The 23225-nt window shown below is 65.3% G+C and carries 18 protein-coding genes; 11 read left to right on the top strand and 7 right to left on the bottom strand.

Annotation, left to right across the window (positions count from 1 at the left end; all coding sequences use genetic code 11):
- Nucleotides 1-73 precede the first annotated feature (73 nt).
- The 3 genes from EWM63_RS26220 to EWM63_RS26210 all read right to left on the bottom strand — a co-directional run bounded on the left by EWM63_RS26220 (nt 74) and on the right by EWM63_RS26210 (nt 4556).
- Nucleotides 74-1642: a chemotaxis protein CheW gene (locus EWM63_RS26220; protein ID WP_229487511.1), complete on the bottom strand. Its 1569-nt coding sequence runs from the start codon at nt 1640-1642 to the stop codon at nt 74-76.
- 10 nt (nt 1643-1652) lie between these two features.
- Nucleotides 1653-3362 (bottom strand): methyl-accepting chemotaxis protein, encoded by a 1710-nt coding sequence (locus EWM63_RS26215; RefSeq protein ID WP_130189159.1) that lies wholly within the window; start codon nt 3360-3362, stop codon nt 1653-1655.
- Between the two features lie 264 nt (nt 3363-3626).
- On the bottom strand, nt 3627-4556 hold the full coding sequence (locus EWM63_RS26210; RefSeq protein ID WP_130189158.1) for a LysR family transcriptional regulator: 930 nt from the start codon (nt 4554-4556) through the stop codon (nt 3627-3629).
- A gap of 107 nt (nt 4557-4663) precedes the next feature.
- On the opposite strand from EWM63_RS26210, the gene EWM63_RS26205 reads away from it, so the two are divergent.
- Nucleotides 4664-5407, top strand: coding sequence for an SDR family oxidoreductase (locus tag EWM63_RS26205; protein WP_130189157.1), 744 nt, complete (start codon nt 4664-4666; stop codon nt 5405-5407).
- Between the two features lie 124 nt (nt 5408-5531).
- On the opposite strand, the gene EWM63_RS26200 is transcribed toward EWM63_RS26205, so the two are convergent.
- The 3 genes from EWM63_RS26200 to EWM63_RS26195 form a co-directional block, all read right to left on the bottom strand.
- On the bottom strand, nt 5532-7871 hold the full coding sequence (locus EWM63_RS26200; protein WP_130189156.1) for a glycoside hydrolase family 2 TIM barrel-domain containing protein: 2340 nt from the start codon (nt 7869-7871) through the stop codon (nt 5532-5534).
- 144 nt (nt 7872-8015) lie between these two features.
- Nucleotides 8016-8189 carry a hypothetical protein gene (locus tag EWM63_RS31890; RefSeq protein ID WP_165390937.1) on the bottom strand — a complete coding sequence of 58 codons (174 nt, stop codon included), beginning with the start codon at nt 8187-8189 and terminating at the stop codon, nt 8016-8018.
- A 12-nt stretch (nt 8190-8201) separates the two neighbouring features.
- Complete coding sequence (locus tag EWM63_RS26195; RefSeq protein WP_165390936.1) at nt 8202-8666, bottom strand: YciI family protein; 465 nt, start codon at nt 8664-8666, stop codon at nt 8202-8204.
- 113 nt (nt 8667-8779) lie between these two features.
- Between EWM63_RS26195 and EWM63_RS26190 the strand changes: the two genes are divergently transcribed.
- The 6 genes from EWM63_RS26190 (at nt 8780) to EWM63_RS26160 (ending at nt 17673) form a co-directional block, all read left to right on the top strand.
- A complete protein-coding gene (locus tag EWM63_RS26190; protein ID WP_130189154.1) occupies nt 8780-9748 on the top strand; it encodes a family 43 glycosylhydrolase in 969 nt (322 codons plus the stop codon).
- An 88-nt stretch (nt 9749-9836) separates the two neighbouring features.
- Entirely contained in the window at nt 9837-10586 is a 750-nt protein-coding gene (locus tag EWM63_RS26185; RefSeq protein WP_130189153.1) for an SDR family NAD(P)-dependent oxidoreductase, read from the top strand.
- A gap of 1307 nt (nt 10587-11893) precedes the next feature.
- On the top strand, nt 11894-12637 hold the full coding sequence (locus EWM63_RS26175; RefSeq protein WP_130189152.1) for a trypsin-like serine peptidase: 744 nt from the start codon (nt 11894-11896) through the stop codon (nt 12635-12637).
- A 12-nt stretch (nt 12638-12649) separates the two neighbouring features.
- Complete coding sequence (locus EWM63_RS31885; protein WP_165390935.1) at nt 12650-13933, top strand: hypothetical protein; 1284 nt, start codon at nt 12650-12652, stop codon at nt 13931-13933.
- 12 nt (nt 13934-13945) lie between these two features.
- The gene (locus EWM63_RS26165; RefSeq protein ID WP_130189151.1) at nt 13946-16219 is read left to right on the top strand and encodes a hypothetical protein; all 2274 of its coding nucleotides are present in this window, start codon (nt 13946-13948) and stop codon (nt 16217-16219) included.
- Nucleotides 16216-17673, top strand: a complete 1458-nt coding sequence (locus EWM63_RS26160; protein ID WP_130189150.1) for a hypothetical protein — start codon at nt 16216-16218, stop codon at nt 17671-17673. Before EWM63_RS26165 ends, EWM63_RS26160 begins: the two co-directional genes overlap by 4 nt.
- Here the strand turns inward: EWM63_RS26160 and EWM63_RS26155 are convergent.
- Nucleotides 17670-18596 carry a LysR substrate-binding domain-containing protein gene (locus tag EWM63_RS26155; RefSeq protein WP_130189149.1) on the bottom strand — a complete coding sequence of 309 codons (927 nt, stop codon included), beginning with the start codon at nt 18594-18596 and terminating at the stop codon, nt 17670-17672. The genes EWM63_RS26160 and EWM63_RS26155 overlap by 4 nt on opposite strands.
- 91 nt (nt 18597-18687) lie before the next feature.
- Between EWM63_RS26155 and EWM63_RS26150 the strand changes: the two genes are divergently transcribed.
- The 4 genes from EWM63_RS26150 (at nt 18688) to EWM63_RS26135 (ending at nt 23099) form a co-directional block, all read left to right on the top strand.
- On the top strand, nt 18688-19554 hold the full coding sequence (locus tag EWM63_RS26150) for a transketolase (RefSeq protein WP_130189148.1): 867 nt from the start codon (nt 18688-18690) through the stop codon (nt 19552-19554).
- Nucleotides 19551-20549 (top strand): transketolase family protein, encoded by a 999-nt coding sequence (locus EWM63_RS26145; RefSeq protein WP_130189147.1) that lies wholly within the window; start codon nt 19551-19553, stop codon nt 20547-20549. Before EWM63_RS26150 ends, EWM63_RS26145 begins: the two co-directional genes overlap by 4 nt.
- An 82-nt stretch (nt 20550-20631) precedes the next feature.
- Nucleotides 20632-21954 carry an MFS transporter gene (locus EWM63_RS26140; protein WP_130189146.1) on the top strand — a complete coding sequence of 441 codons (1323 nt, stop codon included), beginning with the start codon at nt 20632-20634 and terminating at the stop codon, nt 21952-21954.
- A 104-nt stretch (nt 21955-22058) separates the two neighbouring features.
- Nucleotides 22059-23099: a porin gene (locus tag EWM63_RS26135; RefSeq protein WP_130189145.1), complete on the top strand. Its 1041-nt coding sequence runs from the start codon at nt 22059-22061 to the stop codon at nt 23097-23099.
- The last annotated feature ends 126 nt before the right edge of the window (nt 23100-23225 follow it).

Here is a 23225-nt window from a genome sequence, read left to right as displayed (position 1 = left end):
GCGAAGGTTCGGTTCGCGAGCAGTGTACTTGATAGGCGGCCTTGCCGATGCCGCCCGCGGAAGCCGCAGGTCGTCAGACGGCCAGCGCCCGTTCCAGCGTGACGAAGAACGCTTCGCGCTCGAACAGGCTTTTCACGGCCCCATCGGGCAGTTCCAGCACCTCGCTGACGTCGCAGCGCATGTCGGCGATGCCACCGGCGCGCAGCAACTTCGGCGACGGACGCCGCGCGCTGGCCGGCAAATGGACGATGCTGTCGACACGGTCGACGATCACGCCATAGCGTTCGCTGCCCCGTTCCAGCACGAGGATCTTGCAGTCGGCCGTGTCGTCCAGTGGCGGCATGCCGTACAGCCGGCGCAGGTCGATGACCGCGATCATGCGCTGGCGCAGGTTCAGCATGCCCTGCACGCAGGCCGGCGCACCCGGCGGGCGCACCATGCCGGGCGCGCAGGGAATGATCTCGCGCACCTGGCCGATGTCGGTCGCCCATGGGCTGCCCAGCTCGAACGCCAGGTACACCTGCCGGCGCGTTGCCGCGCGGCTTGCGTCACTGCCGGCTTCCCGCGCCGCGTCGTCCTGGTAGATGCGTCGGTGGCCGGCGCACACCTCGGCCAGTTCCGCGTCGCTCAGCACATTGGCATGGTCGAGGAACAAGGTGTCCGGCCCATCCTGGCGCGGCAGGCAGCCGCGGAACATGGCGCCGCGCCGCGTGCCGAGCAGCGGGATCGGCAGCACGTCGCCATCGAAATACGGCATGATCGTGTCGACCGAATCGACCAGGAAGCCCAGCAGCTCGTCGCCGATGCGGGCAACGAGGATGCGCCGGTCGGCATCGTTCGCCACGGTGCCGTCGCAGCCCACCAGCGCGGCGAAATCGACGATGCCCACGGCGCGGCCACGGAAGTTGATCCAGCCCTTGCACAGGGGCCCCATCATGACGGACGTGCGCAGCTCGGGGACGTCGATGATCTCCTGCACGGCCGCCATCGCGAACGCGAACGACGTGCCGCCGGCGTTGAAGCACAGGCACTTGCGCGCCTCGGCATGGCGCAGGAAGCGCGCCCGTTCGGCGGCCCGCGTGGCGGACGACATGGAACGCACCTGCGGCACGTTGTCGATGCGAACCAGCGCATCGGGTACCAGCACCTGGAGCAGCCTGGATTCCGCTTCCTGTCCACCATGTTCCAGCAGGATCGTGCCGCCGATGACGGCTTGCCGGCCGGCGCCCTGGCTGACGATGCTGCGCTGTTCGGGGCGCACGCGCAGCACCTCGCCCGTGGCGTCGAATACGAGGCCCACGAGCACGTCCTCATGGTCGAGGATGGCGATCTTCTGGTGCGCGCCGGCGCCCGGCGCCTGCGGGTCGAAGATGCGCGCCAGGTTGACGATCGGGATGGCCGTGCCGCGCAGCGTGAAGATGCCTTCCAGGCAGGCTGGCGACAGCGGCATGCGGGTCACGCGTTCCGGGTAGGCGACCACTTCCCGAAGTGCCAGCGCCGGCAGCGCGAATTCCTCGCCGCCCAGGTGGAAGGAGCCGAACAGCTCCAGCCCCGCCGCGTCGGCCAGGGCTCGCGCGGCCGTGGCGCGGGCCGCGTCGATGGCTGCCGCCGCGGCCGCGGGCGTCATGTCGAGCGTCTGCATGACCGGCCGCTCAGACGGTGAAGCCCGAGACGGTCTGGTTCAGCTCCGACGCGGTGCGGTTCAGTTCATCGGTCTGCACGGCGATGCTGTCGCAGGAGCCGGCGGACTTTTCCGATTCCTCGGCGATATGGTTGATCGCCACCGCCACTTCACGCGCCGACAGCGACTGTTCGTTGACGGAGGCCGAAATGTCGCCGATCGCCAGCGACGTGCGTTCCACGCCGCTGGCGATGCGGTCGAACGCATCGCTGGCCTGGCGCGAGATCTCGCTGCCCTGCGCCACGCGCTTGACAGACTCCGCGATCAGCTTGGAGATTTCCTTGGTGGCCTGGGACGAACGCTCGGCGAGCTTGCGCACCTCGTCGGCCACGACCGAGAAGCCCAGGCCATGTTCGCCGGCGCGTGCCGCCTCGATCGCGGCGTTGAATGCCAGCATATTGGTCTGGCTGGCGATCTCGCCGATCACCTTGACGATCTCGCTGATGTCTTCGGAGGACTGGTTGATCAGCGCCATCGCCTCGATCGATCGGGCCACCGCCTTCGCACCCGTCTCGGCGGCTTCCTTCGTGCTTTGCGCCAGCGAGTTGGCTTCGCCCGCGCCGCGCGCGATCGTGGTGATCGACGCGGTGAGGCCGTCGACCGATGCATTCATCTCTTCTACCGTGGCGCCGAGCGCCTGCGCGCCGCCGGCCACCAGGTTCGACCGCTCGGCGATCGTTCCGGCCGACGACGACAGGCGCGACACTTCGGAGACCACGTGCGCGATCACGCCGCGCAGGTCGGCGATCATCTTGCCGACGCCGGCGCCCAACTGGTCGATCGGTTCGCTGCCGGACATGTCGAGCGTGCCGGTCAGGTCGCCGTGCGCGGCCCGTTCCACCTGCGCGAGCAGCAGCGCCACCTTGCGGCGCTCCTCTTCGCTCTTGCGTTCGACTTCCGCTTCGAGGGCCACCTGCGCCGTGATGTCGGTGGCGAACTTCACCACCTTGTACGGCTTGCCGTCGAGGTCGAAGATGGGGTTGTACGTGGCCTGGATCCAGACCGCGCGGCCGTTGGCGCCGATGCGCTTGTAGCGGCCGGCGTCGAACTCGCCGCGGTTGAGCTTTTGCCAGAACTTGCGGTATTCCAGGCTGGAAGCGTAATCGTCCTCGCAGAACACGCGGTGGTGCTCGCCCTGGATATCGCCCAGTTCATAGCCCATCACGGCAAGGAAGTTCTCGTTGGCATTGAGCACCACGCCGTGCATGTCGAACTCGACGACCGCCTGCGCCTTGTCGATGGCGCCGACGAGACCCGCGTGTTCATTGGCGCGCTTCTTGTAGGCCGTGATGTCGCAGGCGAACTTGATCACCTTGAACGGCTTGCCATCGGTGTCGAGGATCGGGTTGTAGGATGCTTCGATCCACACATCGCGGCCACCCTTGCCGATGCGGCGGTATTGCGCGCGTTCGAACTCGCCGCGGCGCAGGCCGGCCCAGAAGGCATCGTACTCGGCCGACCGCACGTAGTCCGGCGCGCAGAACATCGAATGGTGGCGGCCCACCACTTCGTCCAGCGTATAGCCCAGCGTGCTCAGGAAATTCTCGTTGGCATGGAGGATCGTGCCATCGAGGCGGAATTCGATGATGGCCTGCACGCGGTTCAGCGCGCCGCTGATGGCGAGGGCGTCGGCGTGGCGATCTTGTTCGGTAGCGGGCTGGGCGAGTACGGAGCTGTTCATGCGGGGTCCTGATGGCGAGGTGGGCAAGATCCACCTGGCGGCGGACCGGCGCCGATCCTGCGCGCCGTGAACCCATTATCCGCAAGCAATTGCCGCACGTAAAGTTTCTTCAGCTAGATGTTTTCACAATCTGTCGCTTGCATGTGACACATTACGCCGTCTTTCGCGCGCATATCGTTACCAACCTCCAGCAACACTCGACAATTCGCACGAATTCTCTCCGAATGTCACGCACGAGCGTTCGGTTTACTTCCCGTGCCTACGTCACGATCCGGCGAGCCGCGCCGCCAGGCCGCCATCGCGAAAATGATCGACGAGGAAGTCGATGAACACCCGCACCTTCGCGGGCAACAGCTTCCTGCTCGTGTAATAGACCGACAGCGTGCGCAGGCCGCCATCCCATTCCGGCAACACGCGCACCAGCGCCCCGCTGTCGAGCAACGGCAGCGCATGCGCCAGGGGCAGCAGCGCGATGCCCATGCCGCGGGCGGCGGCGTGGGCCATGGCTTCGGGATCGTTCATCGCCGCGACCGCACGCGCCGTCGCCAGCACCTGGACCCCGTCGCGGTGGTACAGCTGCCAGGGCAGCAGCCGGCCCGAATCGAGCGACCGGCGCACCACGGCCTGGTGGCGCGCCAGGTCACCGGGCCCTTCCGGCGGAGGATTGGCCTCCAGGTAGGACGGCGCTGCCGCGAGCACGAGCCGCACGCGGGCCAGTTCGCGCGCCACCACGCCTTCGGTCAACGCGATGCCGCCGCCGATCGCCACGTCGAATCCTTCTGCCACGAGATCCACCTGGCGATTGTCGAAATGCAGGTCGGGCACCACGGCCGGATAGCGCCGCACGAACGGTGCCAGCAGCGGTACCACGTAGTCGCGGCCCACCGCGTGCGCAAGCGACACCTTCAGCGTGCCGGCCGGCTCGCCAGCGCCTTGCCGTAACGCGGCAAGCGCGTCGCCGATGTCGCGCCGGGGCAGCCCCACCTGCGCATACAGCCGCTCGCCATCGGTGGTGAGCGCCAGGCTGCGCGTGCTGCGCTGGAACAGGCGCACGCCCAGCCGCGTTTCCAGGCGCGCCACGCTTTTGCTGACGGCAGCGGGCGTCAACCCGAGGCGCCGGGCGGCGGCGGAAAAGCTGCGCTCCTCGCCGGCCGCGAGAAAGGCGTCCAGGTAGCTGGTCAGTTCGGTATCCATGGGTCATTTTAAACCACCGGTTGAAAGAGAAACCGCCATTCATTGGCTACCGCCATTCAATTGGCGCGGCCATACTGGGTTCATCCACTCATCGAAAGGAACACATCATGACCACGAAGCTGAACGGCAAAGTCGCCTTCATCAACGGCGGTTCGCGCGGCATCGGCGCGGCCACGGCACGCCGGCTGGCACGCGACGGCGCGGCCGTGGCGATCGGCTACGCGGCGTCGGCCGGCGCCGCCGAAGCGCTGGCGGCCGAGATCGAGGCGGCCGGCGGCACGGCGCTGGCGATCAGGGCCGACGCCGCCGATGCCGCAGCGCTGACCGCCGCGATCGACACGGTGGCCGAACGGTTCGGCCGCATCGACATCCTCGTCAACAATGCGGGCGTACTGCGCCTGGGCGACGTGGCGGAATTTTCGCTGGAGGATTTCGACGAGACGGTGGCCATCAACGTGCGCGCCGTCTTCGTGGCGTCGGAAGCGGCGCTGGCCCACATGGGCGAAGGCGGCCGCATCATCAACGTCAGCAGCACCAATGCGCTGCGCATGCCGTTTGCCGGCGGTGCCGTGTATGCGATGAGCAAATCGGCCCTGACGGGCCTGGCGAAAGGCATGGCGCGCGACCTGGGGCCGCGCGGTATCACGGTGAACAATGTGCAGCCGGGCCCCGTCGACACCGACATGAACCCGGCCGACGCCGAGTTCGGCGCCACGATGCACAGCCTCATGGCGCTGCCGCGGCACGGCAAGCCCGACGAGGTGGCCGGCATGATCGCCTACCTGGCCAGCCCGGAAGCGGCCTTCGTCACCGGCGCCGACCTGCTGATCGACGGCGGCTTCGCCGCATAAGCAGTTGTGGATTAAGCCCAAAAGCAGAGGTCTGGGGTCAGACCCGTTGGGTCTGACCCCGGCTTCTGCCTGTGGGTTTGGCTTATCTGAACGGCGCTAACGCGAGGCGCCGGTCTTTCGTGCTTTACTTCGGCGCGAGCGCGCCCTGCAGCTTGCCAGCGGCCGCGGACAACGTGCCGTTCGGCTGCTTCACGCGCACCAGCACGCTGGCGATGCCGGCCTCGGTCACCGCCTGCGGGCTGTGGATCACTTCATAGCCCGGATCGGCCGTGAACGTGACGGCCTGGCCGGACGCCGGCACCGTGGTGCCGTTCGCGTCGACCACGCGGGCACGTGCGAACACCAGGTCGCCGACGGCCTTCGGCACGCCCATCTCGTCCAGCGCCACCTCGAGCTTCACGGGCTCGCCCGGCGTGCGCACCGTGTGCTCGGCGACGACCTTGCCGCCCGTGTATGCCACGGCGACCAGTTCGCCGGACTGGAAGCCGCCCGTGTCGAATTCCACCGGCGGGTGTTTCAGGCGCGGGTGCGTCGACGATGGCGCGGCTTTCTTGCGTGCCACGGTCTTGCCGTTCAGGCGCAGCTCCACTTCCTCCGCATTCGTGAACACGCGCACGCGCGGCGACGATTCCGGCGTCCAGTAACTGGCGATGAAGACCATCGGGCCGCCGCCCCACTGTGCATTCGCCTGCTCCGGGCTGCGCTGCGAGCGGAAGAACTCGGCCGCGAACTTCGGCAGCCGGTCGATGCTCATCGCGCCGGAGGCTTCCAGGTCCGGCGCATAGCCGCGCGCATAGTCGAACATGACCCAGTAGCCATCCGCAAAAGCGGGCGTCGTGAAGTTGTCGTCATGCGCCTCGGCCACGTTGGCGGCCTGCTGCAGCAGGTGCTTTTCGCCCTGCGACAGCAACTGGCGGCTGGAGCGGTCGGCCGGCTTCAGGTCGCTCCAGGCGCCCTGGTTGAAGCCCGCGTTCATCGCATAGTATTCCCAGTCGCCATACTCGGACACGATCAGCGGCTTGGCCGGCAGCGCATGCTTGTCGCCGATCCTGTGCTGGCGTGCCTGCATGTAGATGTCATAGGAACGCGGCAGCCAGCCCACCGAATAGGCGCCTTCGCCCGGGTACTCCGCGTGCACGGTCTTGTGCAGCGTGTCGACGAACGCGTCCGGCATGTCCGTCTCGTTCAGCGAGCATTCCCAGGCCAGCACGCTGGCGTGGTTGCGGTCGCGGCGGATCATGTCCTCGCAGGTCTTGACCACCTGCTTGGCAAAAGCCGGGTTCTTGTTGAAGTACTGCCAGCCCGGCACGCCCGGGATGACGAGCAGGCCCAGTTCGTCGGCCGCGGCCATGAAGGCCGGCGACTGCGGGTAGTGCGACAGGCGGATGTAGTCGAAACCGTACTTCTTGATCAGCAGCGCATCGCGGTAATCGGCCTGCGGCGACAGCGCATAGCCCACATGCGGATATTCCTGGTGGCGGTTCACGCCACGCAGCTGCACCGGTTCGCCGTTGACCAGCAGTTTGTGGCGGGCGTCGAACGCCAGGCGGCGGATGCCGATGCGCGTCTGCACGCTGTCGCCGGCACCTTCGCCCACGATGGCCGTGTCCAGCACGTGCAGGTTGGGCGCCTGCGGCGACCAGAGGTTCGGCTGCGCCACCGTCATGGGCATCGTCACGTGGCGGCGCTCGCCGGCCTTCAGCGTGACCTTCCGTTCCGCGCGGGCGATCTCCTTGCCCTGCCATGCCAGCGTGTTGCGCACGGTGACGGTGCGCGCGGCCTTCGAGGTGTTCGCCACTTCCGTCTTCACCTGCACGGTGGCCTGCGCCTTGTCCACTTGCGGGAACGTGACGAACACGCCGCCGCCCGCCGTGGTGGCGGCCAGCATTTCATCGGTGATGTGCACGGCCGGCTTCGTGATCAGGCTGACGCCGCGGTACATGCCGCCATGCTGGATGAAATCGAGGTCCTTCAGCGGCTTCGGGCCGGTGATAGCGTTATCTTCATTGTTCGCGCGAACGATGACTTCGTTCTTTCCGCCAGCCTTCAGCAGATCGGTCACATCGAACGCGAACGGCAGGTAGCCGCCCAGGTGCTGGCCCAGGTGCTTGCCGTTCAGCCAGACGTCGGCCACGTTCATCACCGCCTCGAAACGCAGGATCGCCCGCTCGCCCGGCGCCAGCGCCGCGTCGAACGTCTTCTTGTAGAACACGGTGCCCTGCCACGGCGCGGTCGGAACGCGCGGTTCGATGTGCGCCGCGTGCGGCAGGTTCACGGTGCTCCAGGCTGCGGCCGGCACCTTGTCGGCGCTGGCGAGGCCGGCCGCGTCGGCGCGGTGGAATTGCCAGGCGTCGTTCAGGCTGGTGGTGGCGGCCTGTGCGCCAGCGGCAAACGCCAGCATCATGGCCAACGTGGTCCGCGCGAGATGGCGCGGGGTGGAAATCGGGGTGCGAAGGTGAGTCATTCGTCTCGAAGTGGTTAGTGGTTCCGATGAGCGCCGATCGATGCCGGCGCGTGATTGTACGTCATGATGTTCGGATCACTTTGCCAATTGGACACTTTCAGCCCGCACGCAATGCGGATGATGCACAGCCCTGCCGACAGCCCATCACTTGTCGTTGCGCTTTTCCCATTCCTTCGATTCGGTCGTGACCCGTTCCTTGCAGGCCTTGCGGTCGTTCCAGTCCATGTGCTTGTCGCAGGACTGGTTCGTATCGTGCGGCAGATAGCGGCAGCCCGCGAGGCTGGCCGACAGGGCGATGAGCAGGACGAACGCGCGCATTGAGGGTCTCCGTTACTTTTTGACGATGCGGTGGTGGATATCGTTCACGGCCATCAGCGCGGCCGTGGAAAAGAATTTATGGTACGCGGCCACCATCTCGCCCTGCACGATGACGGGATCGGTGGCGACCAGTGCCCTGGCCTCGTCGAGGCTGTCGGTGGCGAACACGAACATGCCGCGCACGCCGTCCACGCCATCGAGGGGGCCGGCTATGACCAGCTTTTTCTCCTTTGCCAGCCGCGCCATGTTGGCGAAGTGGCCGGCGAACATCCGGTCGCGGTCCGCGCCCTTCGGCACGGGTTTGGACCCCGTTTTCAGCAGCACCAGCACATAGGGGCGCATGCCCTGCTCGCTGGCGCCGAGCGATTGCGCCAGCGCGGCGTCATAGGCCGGTGCTCCGGGTGGCGCCTGCTGCGCATGGGCGGGCAGATGCAGCAGGGCCGCGGCGGCCAGCAGCGCTATCGATATCCTGGACATGGCGGTCTCCCTGGAACAATAATCAACATGTTGACACAAGCATACGAGCAGGGCAATGCGCGCGGTGCGGCGCGTTACCATCGCGGGAAAACCAACCAGTTACCGGAGAGCCGATGCACCGCCCGATGTCCGTCCTGCCTGCCCTGCTGCTGGCATTTGCCTTTTCCGCGGGCGCAGAACCCGGCAAACCAATCTCCCCACGCTTCAACGCCGACCCTTCGCCGCATTACTTCACGACGCAGGCCGGCGGCAAGTTCTACCTGTACGCCACCGACGACGCCAGCAACTCCGGCAACTACTGGGATTCCACGACGTGGCGCCTGTACACGTCGCCGGACATGAAGGCATGGACGGATGCCGGCATCCCCCTCGACGTGACCGTGTTCAAATGGGCGCGTCCCGATGCCAAGGCCTGGGCACCGGAAGCGGCGCAGCGCAACGGCAAGTTCTACTTCTACGCGCCGGTGGGCGGCGACAAGATCGGCGTGGCGGTCTCGAGCCGCCCGGACGGCGGTTTCGCCGATGCCCGCGGCACGCCGCTGGTCGACAAGGCGCGCGACGCCAATGCGGGCGACGAGCCGATCGACCCGGCCGTCTTCGTCGACAAGGATGACCAGGCTTACCTGTACTTCGGCACGCGCGTGCCGAAGGTGGTGAAACTGAAGGCCGACATGATCACGCTCGATGGCCCGATCCTGGACGTGGCCATCGCCGGCTTGCCCGCCCTGGACAAGACGGAAAAGGCGGACAAGGCCAACAAGACGGGCAGGAAGGCCTATGGCGAAGCGCCCTTCCTGAACTTTCCGTTTTCGACCGGCTGGCCCGGGCAGATCGTGCATGCGACAGGCAGCTCGCCGCTCGGGCCATTCACTTACCGCGGCGTGGTGCTGGACTTCCTGAAGATCTCGACCAACCACCAGGCGATCATCGAGCATGCGGGTAAAAGCTGGCTGTTCTACCACGATGCCCTGCTGCCGGGCGGCGGCAGCCACCGGCGTTCGATCGCCATCGCGCCGCTCGAGTACGAGGCCGATGGCCGCATCCGGCAGGTGCCACTGCCGGGGACGCCAGCCGTGAAATAGATTCGCCCTGCCCTGAGTTTTCCTCGTTTGTTTTCATCCCTGCCGTCGGCCAACATGGCGGCACGACATGAACAAACCGGAGACTCAAATGTTACTGAAAGATCGCGTGGCAATCGTGACCGGCGGCGCCGGCATCAATGGGCTGGGCTTTGCGACGGCGCGCATGCTGGCCGCGCACGGCGCGAACGTGGTGATCCTCGACCTGGCCGGCGCCAACCCGGCCGGCGCCGCGGCCGAACTGGGGCCGCAGCACCTTGGTGTGGTGGCCGACGTGACGAACAAGGAACAGTGCGACGCGGCGGCCCAGGCGGCGCTGGCGCGCTTCGGCCGCATCGACATCCTGTTCGCCAACGCCGGCATCACGCAGCCGCGCAAGACGCTCGACATCACCGCGGCCGACTACGACGCAGTTCTCGACGTGAGCCTGCGCGGCACGCTGCTGATGTCGCAGGCCGTGCTGCCCGCCATGCGGGAACAGCGTAGCGGCAGCATCATCTGCACCTCGTCGGTATCGGCGCAGCGCGGCGGCGGCATCCTCGGCGGGCCGCACTACTCGGCCGCAAAAGCCGGCGTGCTGGGCCTGATGCGGGCCATGGCGCGCGAGTTCGGCCCCGATGGCATCCGCGTCAACGCCATCACGCCGGGCCTGATCGCCACCGACATCATCAAAGGCAAGCTGACGGAAGAGAGAAAAGGCGAGATCGCCAACGACATCCCGCTGGCGCGGCTGGGCAGGGCCGACGATATTGCCGGCGCCGTCGTGTTCCTGGGCAGCGACTTGTCCGCATACTGCACCGGCGTGACGCTGGATGTAAATGGCGGGATGCTCATTCACTGAACGGTTGTCGGCACGACGGAGCCGGCGCTTTTGTGTGCAGCCGGTGTCCCGACTATTAAACTGCGCATGATGGCAGGACGCTGGGAATCGCAGGCTATCGCGGAGCCCGGCAACCACGCGAGGCAAATACTCTTGCGTCGATCATCGAGACCGAAGAGCCCATGGATTACACGTTATCGTCGCGGTGACTTTCTACAGCAGTATCTCTGCAACCATTTCGCCAAGTTCATCAATATCAGTCTCGACAAAACCGAATAGTCGCCAACCTTCAGTTGGCCAAGTGTATGTAATACGGTTGGCATGAGTTTCCTTCATTTCGCACAGTCCGCTGCTGGGCCGGTTGCTGCCGTTAAGTGCACGGCAGTTGCTGCCCCGAATTAGCCGTAGAGGTCGATACCCGCCTACACACTACTGCTTTCACAAAGTGCTCATTGTTTGCTTCGAACTCATCGGCGCTAACATACTTAGTGCAAGACTCAAATAATGCTCGCGCGGGACAAGTTGGTCTCCAGTGTTCGGACGCGCATCCCAAGGTCATCAGCCATCCAGTTGTTAACGTAATATGTCAGCGTCATGCCGGCGACTTGTTCGGCCGCAGCAACGTGTTCCTACTCGGCCTGCCCGGATTCGTCGCCGCTTCGCTGCTGTGCGTCTCGCCTTGTCGCCTTGAGCCCTCAACGTCGGGCGTGTCCTGAAGGGCATCAGCGCCGCAGTCATGGCGCCGCAAGTGCTTGCTTCCATCCAAGCCATCTTCTGATCTTCGATTCCTTTTCATTGCATATTGCCTTTTTTTGCTCAAGTGCTCGCCGCACCTAAGTTAGATCCGGCATTGAGAGAACTGGAAATGCCCGTGATTCGGATCTCCAGCTGTTTCTCAAGTTCCGGCAATGATTTTCGTAATAGCCCAATCCCAACGCAGCTATAAATCGAGATGCAAGGGTTCGTCTACCCCTCATAGGGAGCTATGCAAGAGACGGGTTGAAATCATACGGGCTTCCTTTTCGTGGCATGGCTACAACGGAATACAGGGCATAAGCCGGACTGCATGCGGAGGAAAAATTTCAACGCAAAAAGCATGGCAATTCATGCTGTTTCATAAATCAAACAGCTTTCACTATTTCATTGCCACTCACTTTCGACAGGAGTAGATTTACTTCCCGTAGCGGCATAAGTGCAAAAGAAAATCCAACCAGCTCGTCGGCATATTCACCATCTGTGAAACTGTCCGAACGAGGGGGGCCGGTTAACCCGTCCATTCCCGAGAGCGCACTACCGCCGAAATAAACCACCAGAACTGGGAGTTGATTATGCCGAATGAAAATCTCGGCCGGCGGCCTATTGGCTATCGGCCACCACTGGGTGAGGACGTCGCGGGATTGCCTGGCTGGAAACCGGTGCCTGCGCTATCCTTTGCATCAGTGCCGTTTTGCTCGATCTGCACGGTTGAGATAATCGAGAACGGACACAGCGAACCGGTTGGCACCGGTTGGCTTGCAGGCCCTGCCACGGTGATTACGGCTGGTCACGTAATCGAACGCGACGACCGCGGAAACGGCAGGCGGGCCTTTGCCGTCAGATTTCCCGGGGAATCGGCGCCGATTACTGTGCTCGACGCCAAGGTGCACGCGCAGTTCGGAAATAGCGGACCCGCCGCATTCGATCAGTTCGACATTGCCGCATTAGCTATTGCCCCGACCGGACGCCCTGCCCTGCTTATCTCCAGTCCAGGCGGGGACATCGAGGTGGAAGTACCCGGCTATCCAAATCCGGGAGGAATAGAACCCGGCACTCTCTTCACCCACCGGGCGCAAGCTGCCACACACTCGCCAAGGGTACTGCTGCATGCAGTGGACACCGCGCGCGGACACAGCGGCGCACCGGTCCTTCAGGTCTCCGGTAACACCCTGACCGGCACCGTGATTGCGTTGCATACGCAAGGCCACGCCGCAAATCCCGATGCGGAGGCGCACCCCCGTCACAACGTCGCACTCGTGCTCGCGGGCGCACTGGAAGAATTTATCCAAGCCCACCTAGCCGCCGGATTCAATTAAGGAGACGCAATCATGTACACCACAACTAGGATGCTGATGCTGTCCATGCTGCTGCCGCTTCTTGGCGCGTGCAGCGGCCTAAAGATGCGGGAAGACACCGCAGAGCGCCCGTCCTATGCCCAGGATGCGCGCTACGAAACGCAGGTTGCGATTGGCCCGTGCGCCTTCATTGAGAAAGCTCCTGAAACTGCAGCGATTGGCGCGGCATTGCTCAGTAATGCCATTTCCGCCGGGGTCAATCACATAGGTGCCGCGCTGACCGAAGCGTCGCAGGAAAAAGCGGTAACGGCCAAGACCTCGCGCAATATCCTATTTTCCTCCAAACAATTCGGACCATGCATCCAGATCGTGCGGGGGTGGTTCCATTCCGATCCCTTCCCACTTTCAGACAAAGGCTTGCCGACACCAGAAAATCGCAAGGTTGCCGACTTCCAGCAGTGGAAATCGGGCGATTATATCGACAAGAAACGGTTCGATGCACTGTGGGACAACCGCTTATGGTTGGCAGCGCAGCCGGATTTTGTCTTCGAGGGACGTATTCTAGTTGCCAAAGGCAATGCACTGACGATCGCGCCGCAATATGTGCGGATGAATGAACCGTTATTCACCCGCTCGCTACGTCGTGATCCGACCCGCCACGTGGCAGTCTTCATTTCGATACACTCACCGCTGGAAGCCGCGGACGCGGCCGGCAATCCTGCCGCAACCCTGGTCATCGGCAAGCTCGAACCCGGCGTGGCGCGCCAGTATGTCGATCCGGCTCACTTGACCAGGTTCGATACGACTGCTTTCGTCATCAATCGCTCCCCCCATGAGTCGGACCTGTTCACGATGAGCGTCGGTGAGGAACAAGAACCCTGGATCGTGTCGGCGGCCGTCACGGAAACCCAGGATGCCAGCAAGTTCCTCGCGTTCGTGGCCGGCGTGTTCGGCGACTCGAAGGAAACTATCACCACCGAGCTGCAGAATCGGCTTGTGCCAGCCAACCGGGCCAGCACGCGCGAAACTGGTAGGCAGGCCGAAGAGGCCGCGCAGACAAGTTACGACGACAAGCAGGTGGCCGCGCTGGGAGCACTCGAGGAATGCCGGGATGCGGACGCGCCAACCCCGGCGCAGGCTGGCGCCGTGCGCAAGGCCCTCAGGGAATTCAACCAGGCCGCCCGCGCCGGCAAGAAAGCCGAACCCGCTGCTGCGGCATGCATCGACAAGTTTCAGACGACCAGCGCCGCCGCGGCCCTCAAGGCGCAATGTACCGCGGCGCTGCTGAATCTGGGTGCCGGCACCGCATGCAACTGAAGGAGTGCCATCATGGCCAGGTACACGACGCTCTTCGGCGGCTATCATGTTGCAGAGCAGGTAATTGAGTCCGATGAAGACGGATCGCTGGCGCTGGCGCGGATGCTGGCCGGCGTGCCTTCCGGCGCGCACGGCATCCGCGTCGATGCCCCGTCTCCGGCCGTTCCACTCGGAGACCTCGACGGCTGCTGGCTGCTCGAACTGCAGGGGGCCGCCGGCAATGGGGCCGTCGCCATACGGGGAAGCGCGCGCATCGAGGTTGCGCCCGGAAGGATCAGGGTTTCCGGCGACGTCTATGTGCGCCCGCAGGATGGCGCCAACGCGGCGAGTTTGTCACTGGAAGAGATGGTGGATGCCGCCCGGTTCGGAGCGCACTGGTATCCCCAGTTACCGTTCGACGAATACAGCTGGTACTTCCGGTCACTGGGTACTGTTTACGACGCAGGCAAGCTGGCCGTGAGGTTCGAGCGCCACTTGTGGAACGGCGTCACGCAGGAATTCATTTCACGGGAAAACAGCGGCAAGGACACCGGCTATATGGAATTCGACTTATCGGGCGCGACCCGGCATGCCGATCCCGCCTTGCCGCAGCAGACCGTGGCCATCGCCGGCAACGCGATCCTCGGCGGCGAAACCTATACCGCCAGGCTGACAAAGACGTCGCCTTGCTACCGCGGCTGCAAGATCGAGGTCGACGTCATGGCCGGGCGCGCGTTCCCGGTGCTGGCGGGTGATGGTGGGGTTGCCATGGACTTTACCGACATCTACCGTGCCGCCGGGATGGACTGCACGGTCCACATCGACGAGCGCACCGTCCCGTCGGACGGCGCGTTGTCGGCCATCGAACTGGCAAATGCGTTAGCCACCCATCGCAGTCCCGCCCATGCCGGCAGTGCCTGGCGGCTGTGGATGCTGATCGGCTCGGCGCACGAAGACAATTTTGGCCTCATGTTCGACGACACGGCACCGCACCGGGAAGGTGTGTGCGGTTTCTTCGACATGCAGCTGCCGGATCATCCCCGCGTCTCCGGCCTCGTCCGAAAGCAAAAGATCGGCAACGTGCCCGAAGCCTTCCTGCGCACACTCGTGCACGAGGCGGGGCACGCGTTCAACCTGTTCCATCCAAAGCACGACGTGCATGGCGTCCCTCTGGGCACCTCGATCATGAACCAGACCGGCGACCTGATGATGTTCGCGACCGAAGAGCTGCCCTTTCCGGCCAACATCGACTTCGCGTTCGACGACCATAGCCGTGCTTCGCTGATTCACTCGCCGGATCCACAGGTCGCGCCGGGCTGGAAGCGCTTTGGCTGGGGGCACGGCAGCCTTGCCAGCGGCGTCAACGAACCTGTCGACGCCGCCGGGCTACTCGCGACGCGTGAAGAATGCGACGGCCTGGACCTCGTTGTCGTCCTGCCGGAAGTTGCCTACCGCGGAGAGTTCGTCAAGGCCGAGTTTACGTTGACCAATGCCGGTAGCCAGCCACGCACCGTGCCCAAGGGCCTGAACCTCTCCGGCGGCAACCTGCGCCTGCTCGTCAAGCCACCACACCGCGAGCTCGACGACGTTCGCGACCTGATCGTGGCCTGCGGCGATAGGCCCGCCGTGCTGCTGGAGCCAGGCCAGTCCCTGCATGGCGTGGCGCAGGTCTTCTACACCAACACCGGCTTCACCTTCCGTCACACGGGCCGCTACCAGGTCTCGGCGGAATTCGACTTGGGCGACGGTTCACGTAACGTCGTTCGCAGCCAGCTCTGCACCATCGTCATTCGCGCCCCGGTAACGCAAGCGGAACGGCGCATCGCCCACCTGTCCCTCGACGCGGCAGTCGGCAAGGCCTTCGCGTTTGGCGATTTCGGTGTCGACGAGGCCGCGCGAGACCGGCTCGAGGTACTGGCGCGGGAATTCGGTGCAAGTCCGAACGGCGTTGCCGCAACCCTCGCGCTGGCGAACTCCCTGGGACGCGATATGCGCGACCTCCGCACCGGGCGGATTTGCAGGAAGGCGGATAGCGCAGGGGCGGCCGGCCATTTCACGGCCGCAGCGCTGGCACACGGGACCGATCAGGTGGAACTCGTGCGCATGGCGATGGCGATCGTCGCCCCGACCGAACCGGATGCGCCGGTCGTATCGATGCTCGACGCCTACACCGGCAAAACGCCTCATGCGACCGCCGCGAGCGGCGACCGCGCCGGCGCGGCAGGCGTAGAGCTAGCCGGCGCCGCACGGCGCCTGTTCAAGCAGTGCCGAAGGTCCCTCGGTCGGTCCCGCGCCGATCAGCCATGAAACACTTCTGGCGTATCCTGCTGGCCGTGGCCTGCTTGGCAATACCGGGCAGGCTGGCCGCGCTCACGCTCGACGATACGGCGCCCATTGCACTTTCAGGCGAACCCGGCAAGGACAGCGATATCCGCACGCTGACATTCAGCGCGGCCGAGGGCGAAGCAAAGGCCACCTTACAATTTAGGGCCACGCCCCTTGTGCGTTGCACGCCCGACGTGGCCCGCATCGATCCGGCGCAAGTCGTGGTGGAACCGAAGGCCGGCGACCTGACGGGGCTCGTGTACGAACTTCGAATCCGTACACTGCCCGAGCGCTACGGCAACTACCACGGCACCGTGACGGTCGCCAATGGCAAGGACTTTAAAGAGAAGCTGAAGATCTCGCTCCAGGTGCGTTTCCCGGCGGCAGCTACGCTGGCGATCGTCCCCCCGATCATTTCCCTGCCCGTGATGAGGAGCGGTGCGCCGGGGACGGAACCGTTGTCCGGCGTGCCGGTCATCGGCAAGGCGGCACTGTTCGTATCAGGGCTGCCCGATGGCGTTGCCCTGGACCGGTACGCGCTGTCGCCCTTGATGTCGGCGCGCGGATACGGCGACTTCTCCGGAGAGAAACGCCTGTCGCGTGACAAGGACGGGAACTGGATCCTGCAAGTGAACGCCCTGGGCGTGCGACCTGATAAGTACAGCAGCTACGCCCGGCTCGGCGTCGAGGGAAGCGACCGCTTCGTCTCTGTTCCGGTCGACGTCCTCGTGCGGGCTTCACCCTGGTGCGTGCTGGCGCTGCTTTGCGCGGGCATCGCGCTGGGTCGCGGGGTCAAATTCATGAACGAACACGGGAAGCCTTTGTTGGCGGCCCAGCGCGAGCTCGGCTCGCTGCGAACGCGTGTGGCGTTGCTGAACACGGACATACAGCCGCAGAAGCCGATGTTCCTGGCGCAATTGCAGCGTATGATCGACGACGGCAAACTGGCCGAATTCGCCACTGCGCTCCCAGATGCCGCAGGCCGCGTGGCCCTGCTGGAGAAGATCGGCCATCTCGCGGGCTCGGCGCTCGCTTCCGCCGCCCTGCAGCAACGGCTGACCAGACTCGCGCAGCAGGTCGGGCTGGGCGGCATGCTCGCGGAGCTTGAAATGCAACACCAGCAGCTGCTGCGCGATGCGGCAGCGCCGGTCGCCAGCGACGGCCTGGAACTGCAAATGAAGATGCCGCAAGATAACCCGCCGCAGCCTGGCAGGTGGAAAAGCGTGCGCCCCCGTGTACTAGCCGCATGGGGCTGGTTGCTGGAACTGGCCGGGGTGGTGGTCCTCTGCCTGGTCGGCTATGAAATCCTGTACCTCGGCGGATCTCCTACGTTCGGGGCGCACTTCAGCGACTACTTCGGAGCGCTCGTCTGGGGCCTGGGCGCAGATGTCGCGGCCCGGTCGCTGTCGGCGCTTGGCAGGGCTGTTCCGCGCTAACGGACGGTGTCGGTCACGAAGCCGCGAATCCAGTCCGCCACCGTGCGCACGGCCTGCAAGCCTTCACGGCTCTTCGGCACGGCCAGGTAATGCCCCCGCGCCTCGATGGCCAGCTCGCCGAACGGACACACCAGACGCCCATCCCGAAGATAGTCCTGCACCAGCACCGTGCTCTCGATGCACATGCCCAGGCCGTTCTCGGCGGCGCTCAGGGTCATGAACGCGCGGTCGAGCCGCAGCCCGCGCACCGGGTGCCGGCATTCCGGCGCGAAGCGCCCGATCCATTCATCCCATGAGGTCAGCGACACGTCGTTCTGGATGAGATAGAAATTCTCGATATCGCCAGGCGGCAGCGGCAGGGTCCAGCCATCGACCAGCTTCGGGCTGCAGACCGGCAGGTAACGCTCGTGTTCCGAAATCGGTTCCACGTGCACGCCGGCCGAGGCGGTGGGTCTGCCGTACAGCACCGCCACGTCGACGCCGCTGCTGGAAAAGTCCGGTGCCTGGTGCACGGCCCACAGGCGCACGTCGATGTCCGGATGGGCGCGCAGGAAGGCCGGCAGTTGCGGCATCACCCAGATCGCCGCGAAGCTGGGCGCGCACTGGATCGTCACCACCTGCTGCTTGCTGCCGCGGTCGAGGATCGTGCGCAGCTCGTCGTCGATGTCGCCGAACGAGCGGCGGATCACGTCATACAGCCGGGCCCCCTCTTCCGTCGGCACCACGCCGCGCCGCGCGCGCTCGAACAGCAGCGTGCCGAGCGCTTCTTCCAGTGTCTGGATCGAATGGCTCACGGCCGATGCCGTGATCGACAGCTCCTGCGCGGCGGCGGCGAAGGAACGATGCATGTAGGCGGCTTCGAAAGCCTGCAAGCCCTTGAGGGAAGCCTTGCGCAGGGCGCGGTATCGCTGAACTGGTTTCATCTATCGCCAAGAATTACTCGCTATACGGTCGGTCTTTCAATTCTTACACTGGTTTCGTGACAAGACCAACGATTCGATACCGGAGACCGCAATGAAACTCGAAGCACCAGACCGTTTGAGTGCCCTGAAGGCCGCCGCCTACCGCATCCGCCGCTATGCGCTGCGGATGGGTGAAGTGCAGGGCCAGGGCTATGTGGGCCAGGCGCTCGGCATGGCCGACATCCTCGCCGTGGCCTACCGGCACGCGCTGCATTATCGTGCCGATGCGCCGGAATGGGAAGGCCGCGACCGTTTCCTGCTGTCGCACGGCCATTATGCGATCGCGCTGTATGCCGCGCTGCTCGAGGCGGGCATCCTGCCGGAAGCCGAGCTGGAAACCTATGGCAGCGACGACAGCCGCCTGCCCATGTCCGGCATGGCCACCTACACCCCCGGCATGGAAATCTCCGGCGGCTCGCTGGGCCAGGGCCTGACGATCGCGGTCGGCATGGCGCTGGGCCTGCGCCAGAAGAACAATCCGGCCTTCGTGTACAACTCCATGTCCGATGGCGAACTCGATGAAGGCTCGACATGGGAAGCGGCGCTGTCCGCCGCGCACTTCGGCCTGGGCAACCTGATCACGCTGGTCGACATCAACAACCAGCAGGCCGATGGCCCGTCCACGAAGGTGCTCGGCTTCGAGCCGCTGGCGCAGAAATGGGAAGCGTTCGGCTGGCACGTGCAGCGCGCGCAGGGCAACGACATCGCGGCCGTGCTGGCGGCGTTCGATGCGGCCCGCAACCATTCCGCGCCCCAGCCGCGCGTGATCCTGTTCGACACGCTGATGGGCTCCGGCGTGCCGTTCCTGGAACAGCGCGACAAGAACCACTTCATCCGCGTCGAGGCCGACGAATGGCAGCAGGCCATCGCCATCCTCGATGAAGCCCAGGCAAAAGACCAAGCAGGAGACCAAGCATGAATGCCGTTGTGAACAAACCGCGCCTGACCACGTCGGCGATGATCGCCTCCATCGCCAGCGAAGGCCAGCGCACCGTGGCCGCGCCGTTCGGCAACGCGCTGGTGGATCTGGCCGCGCGCCGGCCCGACATCGTCGGCATGAGCGCCGACCTGTCAAAATACACGGACATGCACCTGTTCGCGAAGGAGTACCCCGAGCGCTTCTTCCAGATGGGCATGGCCGAGCAGCTGCTGATGGGTGCCGCCGGCGGCATGGCCAAAGAGGGGTTTACGCCATTTGTCACCACCTATGCCGTGTTCGCGTCGCGCCGCGCCTATGACTTCATCCACCAGGTGATCGCCGAGGAAAACCTGAACGTGAAGATCGCCTGCGCGCTGCCCGGCCTGACCACGGGATACGGCCCGAGTCACCAGGCCACCGAGGATATCGCCATCTTCCGCGGCGTGCCGGGCCTGACGATCGTGGACCCGTGCGATGCGCTCGACACCGAGCAGGCGACGGCCGCCATCGCCGAGCACAAGGGCCCGGTCTACATGCGCCTGCTGCGCGGGAAAGTGCCGCTCGTGCTCGACGAGTACGATTACAAATTCGAGCTGGGCAAGGCAAAGCTGCTGCGCGATGGCCGCGACGTGCTGGTGATTTCGAGTGGCATCATGACGATGCGGGCGCTGGAAGTGGCACAGGCGCTGGCGCAGGATAATGTGGGCGTGGCCGTGCTGCACGTGCCGACGATCAAGCCGCTCGACACGGAAACCATCGTGCGCGAAGCGTCGCGCAGCGGCCGGCTCGTGGTGGTGGCGGAAAACCATTCCGTGGTGGGCGGCCTGGGCGAGGCGGTGGCGGGCACGCTGCTGCGCGCGGGCGTGGCGCCGGCGTTCCGCCAGATCGCGCTGCCGGACGCCTTCCTCGATGCCGGCGCGCTGCCCACGCTGCACGACCGCTACTGCATCTCGACGGAGGCGATGGTCGGCAGCATCCGGTCCTGGCTGCGCTGAGCGCCGGACCGCCAGCAGTTTCCCGCAGGCGCAAGGAGGCGGCAAGACCTCCGGCGCGATGACAGAACATTTGGAGACACGCATGAAAACACCTACCGTCACACCCGCGGCGGGCGCCGCCTTCCCGTCCGGCGCCACCGACATCGAAACCCGGGCCTATGCGAAAGTCACGCGCCGGCTCGTGCCCTTCCTGATGCTGTGCTACCTGGGCGCCTACCTGGACCGCGTCAACGTGGGCTTCGCCAAGCTGCAGATGCTGTCCGACCTCCAGTGGAGCAATACCGTGTACGGCCTGGGCGCCGGTGTCTTCTTCCTTGGCTACTTCCTGTTCGAAGTGCCGAGCAACATGATCCTGCACCGTTTCGGCGCCCGCCGCTGGCTGGCGCGCATCATGATCACGTGGGCCATGATTTCGGCCAGCTTCGCCTTTGTCAGTTCGCCCACCATGTTCTACGTGCTGCGCTTCCTGCTCGGCGTGGCCGAGGCAGGTTTCGCGCCCGGCGTAATCCTGTACATCACGTACTGGTTCCCTTCCGCGCGAAGGGCCAAGGTGATGGGGCTGTTCTTCATGGCGATCCCGCTGGCCTCGATCGTCGGCGCGCCGCTGTCCGGCTGGATCATGGAATCGTTTGCCGGCGTGCATGGGCTGCGCGGCTGGCAGTGGCTGTTCGCGCTGGAAGCCATTCCCTCGCTGATCCTCGGCATCACGATCCTGTTCTACCTGGACGACAGCATCGCCGGCGCGAAGTGGCTGTCGGCCGAGGAAAAGGCGGTCCTGCAGCGTAACATCGCCGCCGAGAACGACGGCAAGGCGGCGCACCAGACGATCCGCGACTTCCTGGCCGACAAGCGCCTGTGGCTGCTCACGGCGATCTACTTCTGCATCGTGATGGGCCAGTACGGCCTGACGTTCTGGCTGCCGACCATTGTGAGGAACGCCGGCGTGAGCGGCATGGAAGAAGTCGGGCTGCTGGCGGCGATCCCCTACCTGGTGGCGCTGGTCTGCCTGCCGCTGGTCGGCCGCAATTCGGACCGCACCCGCGCCCGTCGCATGCATTGCGGCGTGCCGATGGTGGCTGCGGCCATCGCGCTGTTCGCCCTGCCCTTCACGGACGGTGTGGGCACGGCGCTGGCCCTGCTCAGCGTGGCGGCGGCCGGTGCGCTGTGCGGCACCTCGCAATTCTGGGCGCTGCCCACCGCCTTCCTGGGCGGCATGGCGGCGGCGGCCGGCATCGCCACGATCAACTGCATCGCCAACCTGGCCGGGTTCTTCTCGCCATCGCTCGTCGGCTGGCTGAACGACTTCACGGGCAAGCAGGGCGCCGGCCTGATGCTCACCTCGGCCATGCTGCTGATCGGCGCCTGCCTCGTTACCCTGCTGCCGAAGCAGGCCGTCGACCGCTGACCCGCCCGCGGCCTGCCGGCATCGCCCGGCAGGCCGCCCTCCCCCTGCATCACCGACGCCGGTCCGGCAAGGACCCGGCGCGCCCAAAAAAATACGGAGACACCATGAAACGCAAGCTCGCATGGGGCGTGTGCGCCCTTGCCTGCGGCACCGCCGCGGCGCAATCGAACGTGAATGTGTATGGCCTGGTCGACATGAACATCGGCGTGATCGATAACGCCGGCGCCGACAAAGGCAACACGCTGCGCATCAATTCCGGCGGCATGAACACGTCGCGCCTCGGTTTCGTCGGCAGCGAAGACCTGGGCGGCGGCCTGAAGGCGCTGTTCCAGCTGGAGATGGGCATCGCGGCCGACACCGGCGTGGCCGACACGCCGCTGTTCAAGCGCCAGGCCACCGTGGGACTGGAAGGCCGCTGGGGCACTGTGCTGCTCGGCCGCGCGTTCACCACCGTGTACGACTTCGTGCTGCCCTACGATCCGATGGGATACGCGCCCCAGTACTCGTGGGCGCCGGCCGGCAATGCCAGCGGCGCCAGCAAATACGGCATGGCGTTCGCGTTCGACAATCTCGTCAAGTATCAGGGCAAGATGGGCAACCTGAGTTACGGTGCCAGCTATGGCGCGGGCGAAGGGTCGTCGAGCGGCGATGGCGCGAAAGGCGCCGTGGCCGTCAACTACATGGCCGGGCCATGGTCGGCGATGGCGGCGTACGAACGGATCAACGGCGTGCCGGAGGCGGCAACCGGCACGCGCGGCGACACCACCGCGTGGCACCTGGGCGCCATGTATTCGGCGGGGACCGTGAAACTGCAGGCCGCGATGCGCGACTACCGGCAGGAAGCCGCGGGAACGCCTGATGTTCGGGCACGTCTGTACTGGGCGGGCACGAACGTGATGGTGACGCCGGCCGTCACCCTGGCCGGCGTCGTTTACTACCAGGATGTGCGGCACGGCGCCGCCGAAGCCGACCCCGTGATGGTCGTCGGGCGGGTGCGCTATGCGCTGTCCCGCCGCACCGACCTGTACGTCACCGCTGCGATTGCAAAGGCCAAACATGGCCTGCTCGTGGGACTCGCGCGTGACGAGGCCGGGTTCGGCAGCCGGCAGAAAAGCGTGCTGGCGGGGATCCAGCACCGGTTCTGACCGCGCTGGTGCCTGTCGACACAGGCGACCGGACAGTGTCGTGCTTCCGGCGTGCAGGCTGATGTCAACATGCAACATGCTCTATCTTTGTTTCTTTACAGCATGTTATAGTCGCACACGCGGACT

The organism is Pseudoduganella lutea, from assembly GCF_004209755.1.
Lineage (GTDB): Bacteria > Pseudomonadota > Gammaproteobacteria > Burkholderiales > Burkholderiaceae_D > Rugamonas > Rugamonas lutea.
This window is presented reverse-complemented; position numbering and strand designations above follow the sequence as displayed.